The sequence below is a fragment of the Pinirhizobacter sp. genome, from assembly GCF_035317885.1.
Taxonomy (GTDB): Bacteria; Pseudomonadota; Gammaproteobacteria; order Xanthomonadales; family Rhodanobacteraceae; genus Pinirhizobacter.
This window is the reverse complement of the sequence record NZ_DATHFX010000511.1, coordinates 1-5,351: the sequence shown is the minus strand read 5'-3', so window position 1 is coordinate 5,351 and position 5,351 is coordinate 1. Positions and strand designations below refer to the sequence as shown.

Annotated in this window: 4 protein-coding genes; all 4 read left to right on the top strand. The window is 66.6% G+C overall.

Annotated features, from left to right (window positions below; all coding sequences use genetic code 11):
* On the top strand, positions 1–1,405 hold a 1,405-nt coding region (nusA, locus tag VK519_RS16805; RefSeq protein ID WP_324351667.1), incomplete at its 5' end, for a transcription termination factor NusA.
* A gap of 130 nt (positions 1,406–1,535) precedes the next feature.
* Complete coding sequence (gene infB / locus VK519_RS16800) at positions 1,536–4,367, top strand: translation initiation factor IF-2 (protein ID WP_324351665.1); 2,832 nt, start codon at positions 1,536–1,538, stop codon at positions 4,365–4,367.
* Positions 4,367–4,768, top strand: a complete 402-nt coding sequence (gene rbfA, locus VK519_RS16795) for a 30S ribosome-binding factor RbfA (protein WP_324351664.1) — start codon at positions 4,367–4,369, stop codon at positions 4,766–4,768. Before infB ends, rbfA begins: the two co-directional genes overlap by 1 nt.
* An 8-nt stretch (positions 4,769–4,776) precedes the next feature.
* Positions 4,777–5,351: tRNA pseudouridine(55) synthase TruB (gene truB, locus VK519_RS16790; RefSeq protein ID WP_324351661.1), on the top strand; the 575-nt coding region annotated here is incomplete at its 3' end.

Sequence of the window (5,351 nt, the reverse complement as noted above, 5' to 3'; positions counted from 1 at the left end):
GGCCAAGAAGCGCTATCCCGACGAGGATGCGGACGTCCGCGTGTCGATCGACCGCAACACCGGTGAATACGAGACCTTCCGCCGCTGGGAAGTGATCGCCGACGACGGTGAGATGGAATCGCCGTTCAACCAGGTGCGCCTGATGGACGCCATCGACGAACAGGATGGCGCCGAGGTCGGCGACACCATCGAGCACCAGATCGAGAACGCCGAGTTCGGCCGTATCGCCGCACAGGCCGCCAAGCAGGTGATCGTGCAGCGTGTGCGCGAGGCCGAGCGCGCGCAGGTGGTGGACGCCTTCCGCGAGCGGGTGGGTGAGCTTGTCACCGGCATCGTCAAGCGCGTGGAGCGGGGCAACGTATACCTGGACCTGGGCAGCAATGCCGAGGCCTTCATTCCGCGCGACAAGACCATTCCCCGCGAGTCGGCCCGCGTCGGCGACCGCGTGCGCGGCTACCTCTACGAAGTGAAGTCGGAGATTCGCGGCCCGCAGCTGTTCGTTTCGCGCAGCGCCCCGGAATTCATGATGGAGCTGTTCAAGCTCGAAGTGCCGGAAGTCGGCCAGGGCCTGGTCGAGATCAAGGGCTGCGCCCGCGATCCGGGCGACCGCGCGAAGATCGCCGTGGTGGCCCACGATAGCCGCACCGATCCCATCGGCGCCTGCATCGGCATGCGCGGTTCGCGCGTGCAGGCGGTATCCAACGAGCTCAATGGCGAGCGCGTGGACATCATCCTGTGGCACGACAACCAGGCCCAGTACGTGATCAACGCGATGGCGCCGGCCGAGGTGCAGTCGATCATCATGGATGAAGAAAAACACTCCATGGACATCGCGGTGGCCGAGGACAAATTGTCCCAGGCGATCGGCCGCGGCGGCCAGAACGTGCGTCTTGCTTCCAAGCTCACCGGGTGGCAGCTGAACGTGATGACCCAGGACCAGGTCACCGCCAAGACCGAAGCCGAGCAGGAAACCGCGCTCGCGCTGTTCATGGACAAGCTCGAGGTGGACCAGGAAATCGCCAATATCCTCGTGCAGGAAGGCTTCTCCTCGGTCGAGGAAATCGCCTATGTGCCCAGCGCGGAACTGCTGGCGGTGGAAGGCTTCGACGAGGACATCGTCGAGGAACTCCGCGCCCGTGCCCGTGACGCGCTGCTTACCGAAGCACTGGCGGTGGAAGAGGGCATCGACGAACACCGTCCGTCCGGCGAACTCCTTGAGCTTGACGGCATGGACGAGGCCACGGCCTATGCGCTCGCCGAACGCGGCGTGGTCAGCCTGGACGACCTGGCTGACCTCGCGGTAGATGAAATGATCGATATCGAAGGCATGGACGAAGAACGCGCAGCGCAGCTGATCATGGCCGCGCGCGCACCGATGATTGCCCGCCTGGAACAGGGCGGCTGACCGCGGAAGGCGATGTCCGGGACGGGCATCGGCGGGAAGGCCTGCAAGGGTCTTCCCCCAGGGATGGAGGTAGCCGCGAAGGCCTTGGGCTTGCGCGGACGGCACGCGGGTTTGGCGGAGAAAAGTAACGATGTCCGATGTAACGATTAAACAGCTGGCCCAGGTACTGGGCATGCCGGTCGACAAGCTGCTCGGGCAGCTTGGCGAGGCGGGCATGAAGTTCTCCGACGAAGGCCAGGTGATCAGCAGCACCGAAAAGGTGAAGCTGCTGGGCTTCCTGCGCCGTACCCATGGCAAGGGCGAGGCCGCGGCCGAAGTCGAGGACGCTGCCCCGCGCCAGATCACCCTCAAGCGCCGTACGGTCAACGAGATCAAGGTCAACTCCGGATCAGGCCGTGGCGCCGGTGCGGCCAAGACGGTCAACGTCGAGGTCCGCGCCAAGCGCACCTATGTCAAGCGGGGCACCATCGGCGACGACGCCGGCGTCGATGCCGAGCGCGAGGAAGCCGCCCGCAAGCTGCAAGAATCCCGTGTCCAGCAGGAGCTCGAAGAAGCAGCCCGCGCCGAGGCCGAGCAGCGCCGTGCCATCGAGGCCCAGGCCGCCGAGGAAGCCCGGCGTGTCGAGGCCGAACGTGCCGAAGCTGCGCGCCTGGCCGCCGAAGCCTCCCGCGCTGTGGCAACCGCGGACGCTAAGCCTGTCGAGGCTGCCGTGGAGGGTTCGATCCCCGCGGCGACGCCGGCGGCTGCCGCCCCGGTGGCGCCGGAACGCTCCTCCAGCACCGACCACAGTTCCTTCGGCCTGATCCTGCCCCGTGTGCATGAGCCGCGTAAGCGCGTGATCAAGCCGACCCCGGCACCCGCGCCCGCACCTGTCGCAGTCGTAGCCGCGCCCGTGGTGCCGCCTGCCGTGGCCCCACGTCCGGCCGCTGCCGCGGGCGCCCGTCCGGCCCCTGGCGCCGTGGCCGCATCCAACGATTCACGAGGCAACGCCAAGCCCCGTCATGGTGGCGGTGGCCGTGGTGACCGCGAGGCCGGTGGCAAGCGCTTTGCCGCTGGCGAACTGCATCTATCCGAGGCCGACCGCGCCCGCCGCTCCGGCAAGGGCGCGCGTGGCAAGGCGCGTGGCCGTGTCGAGGCCCCGCGCGGTGGTGCATCGTCCGGTGGCCCGCATGGCTTCACCCGTCCCACCGCCGCCGTCGTCCGCGACGTGGTGGTGACCGACGCCAACCTCGTCGCCGATCTCGCCCAGAAAATGGCGGTGAAGGGCGCCGAGGTGGTCAAGGCATTGTTCAAGATGGGCGTGATGGCCACCATCAACCAGACCATCGACCACGACACCGCCGTGCTCGTCGTCGAGGAACTGGGGCATAACGCTGTCCGCGCGTCCGAAGACGATGCCGAGGCGGCGCTGCAGGCCCACACCCAGACCAACGAGCTTGAAGGCGAGAAATTGCCGCGTCCGCCGGTCGTGACCATCATGGGCCACGTCGACCACGGCAAGACGTCGCTACTCGATTACATCCGTCGCACCAAGGTCGCGTCCGGCGAAGCCGGTGGCATTACCCAGCACATTGGTGCGTACCACGTCGATACGCCCAAGGGCGTGATCACCTTCCTGGACACGCCCGGTCATGCAGCCTTTACCTCGATGCGCCAGCGCGGCGCACAAAGCACGGATATCATCGTGCTGGTAGTTGCCGCGGATGACGGCGTGATGCCGCAGACGATCGAGGCGGTCAAGCACGCCAAGGCGGCCAAGGTGCCGCTGATTGTCGCGCTGAACAAGATGGACAAGGACAGCGCCAACCCCGACAACGTCAAGCAGGGCCTGTCACAGCTTCAGGTGATCCCTGAAGACTGGGGTGGCGACACGCAGTTCGTACCGGTGTCAGCCAAGACCGGCATGGGCGTCGACGCGCTGCTTGATGCCATCTCGGTGCAGGCCGAGGTGATGGAGCTTCGCGCCGTGGCCGATGGCCGCGCCTCGGGCGTGGTGATCGAATCCAGCCTCGACCGCGGCCGCGGCCCGGTGGCTACCGTGCTGGTACAGCAGGGCACGCTGCGCAAGGGCGACTTCCTGGTCTGCGGCATTGAATATGGGCGCATGCGTGCGCTGGTAGACGAAGCCGGGCGCCAGGTGGACGAAGCCGGCCCGTCGATTCCCGTGCAGGTACTTGGCCTCTCCGGCGTGCCCGAATCCGGTGACGACTTCGTGGCCGTGGAAGACGAACGGTTGGCCCGCCAGGTTGCCGCCGAGCGCCAGCAGAAGCGCCGCGAGACCCGCCTGGTCGGTACCAAGTCCAACCGCCTGGAAGACATCATGGCGCAGATGGGCAAGGGCGAAGGCCAGCAGGTACTCAACATCCTGGTCAAGGCTGACGTGCAGGGCTCGGTCGAAGCGCTCCGCGACTCGCTCACCCAGATCGGCAACGAAATGGTGCGCGTGAACGTGATCGCCTCGGGCGTCGGTGGCATCACCGAATCCGATGCCACCCTCGCCGCCGCCGCCAAGGCGCTGGTGATCGGTTTCAACGTCCGCGCCGATGCCTCGGCGCGCAAGGTGATCGAAACCGGCGGCCTGGACGTGCGCTACTTCTCGATCATCTATGACGTGATCGACCAGGTACGCCAGGCGGCATCCGGCCTGCTGGCGATGGAAATCCGCGAGGAAATCATCGGCATCGCCCAGGTCCGCGACGTCTTCCGCAGTTCCAAGTTCGGCGCCGTGGCCGGTTGCATGGTCACCGAGGGCTCAGTCAAGCGTTCCAAGCCGATCCGCGTGCTCCGCGACAACGTCGTGGTGTTCGAAGGCGAACTCGAGTCGTTGCGTCGCTTCAAGGAACTCGTGGATGAAGTCCGCAACGGCATGGAGTGCGGTATCGCCGTGCGCCAGTACAACGATGTCAAGGTCGGCGACCAGATCGAGTGCTTCGAACGCATCGAAGTGGCGCGTACGCTGTAATGCCCGCGCGCGATTTCAAACGGACCGACCGCGTTTCCGCCGAGCTCCGTCGCGAGCTCGGCTCGCTGGTCCATGCCGCGGTCCGTGACCACGGCCTGCCGTCGGTGAGCGTGTCCGATGTCGAGGTCACCCGCGACCTCGACTGGGCCACCGTGTGGATCACTGCATTGCGCCCGGAAGATTCCAAGGAAGCCATGTCGGCACTGAAGGACATGGCCAAGGAATTCCGTCGCGAGCTCTCCAAGGGCTCGCGGATGCGCCGCATGCCGGAATTGCGCTTCAAGTACGATGAATCGGTGGACCTGGGCGCGCGCGTGGAGCACCTGCTGCGTGAGTCCGGTGACATCCCCGAACCCGGTAGCGACGAACCCGGCACCGACGAAGCCGACGACGGCAAGTAACCTGCCGCATGGGTTCCCGCCGCAAGCTGCATCCGAATTTCCACGACGTCCACGGCATCCTGTTGCTGGACAAGCCACTGGGCATGAGTTCCAACGCGGCGCTGCAGCACGCGCGCCGCCTGGTGGGCGCGGCCAAGGGCGGCCATACCGGGAGCCTGGATCCCCTGGCTACGGGCCTGCTCCCGCTGTGTTTCGGCGAAGCCACCAAGCTTGCCGGCCTGCTGCTGGGTTCGCACAAGGCCTACGAGGCGGAGATCACCCTCGGCATCACCACCAGCACGGCCGACGGCGAGGGCGACATCACCAGCCGCCGGGACGTGCCCGCTTACGGCGACGATGCCCTGGAGGCCGCCCTGGCCACCCTGCGGGGCTCGATTACCCAGGTGCCCCCGGTGTATTCGGCGATCAAGAAGGACGGCGTGCCGCTCTACCGGTTGGCCCGCGAGGGCGTCCCGGTGGCGGTCGAGCCCCGCCAGGTCACGGTGTTCAGCCTCCAGTTGCTGGCCCGTGACGGTGATCGCCTGCGCCTGTACGTCGAGTGCAGTTCCGGCACCTACATCCGCAGTATCGCCGTCGACCTGGG

Coding starts and splice junctions, on each gene's coding strand:
- infB (WP_324351665.1), top strand. CDS start 1,536: ATGTCCGATGTAACGATTAAACAGCTGGCCCAGGTACTGGGCATGCCG.
- rbfA (WP_324351664.1), top strand. CDS start 4,367: ATGCCCGCGCGCGATTTCAAACGGACCGACCGCGTTTCCGCCGAGCTC.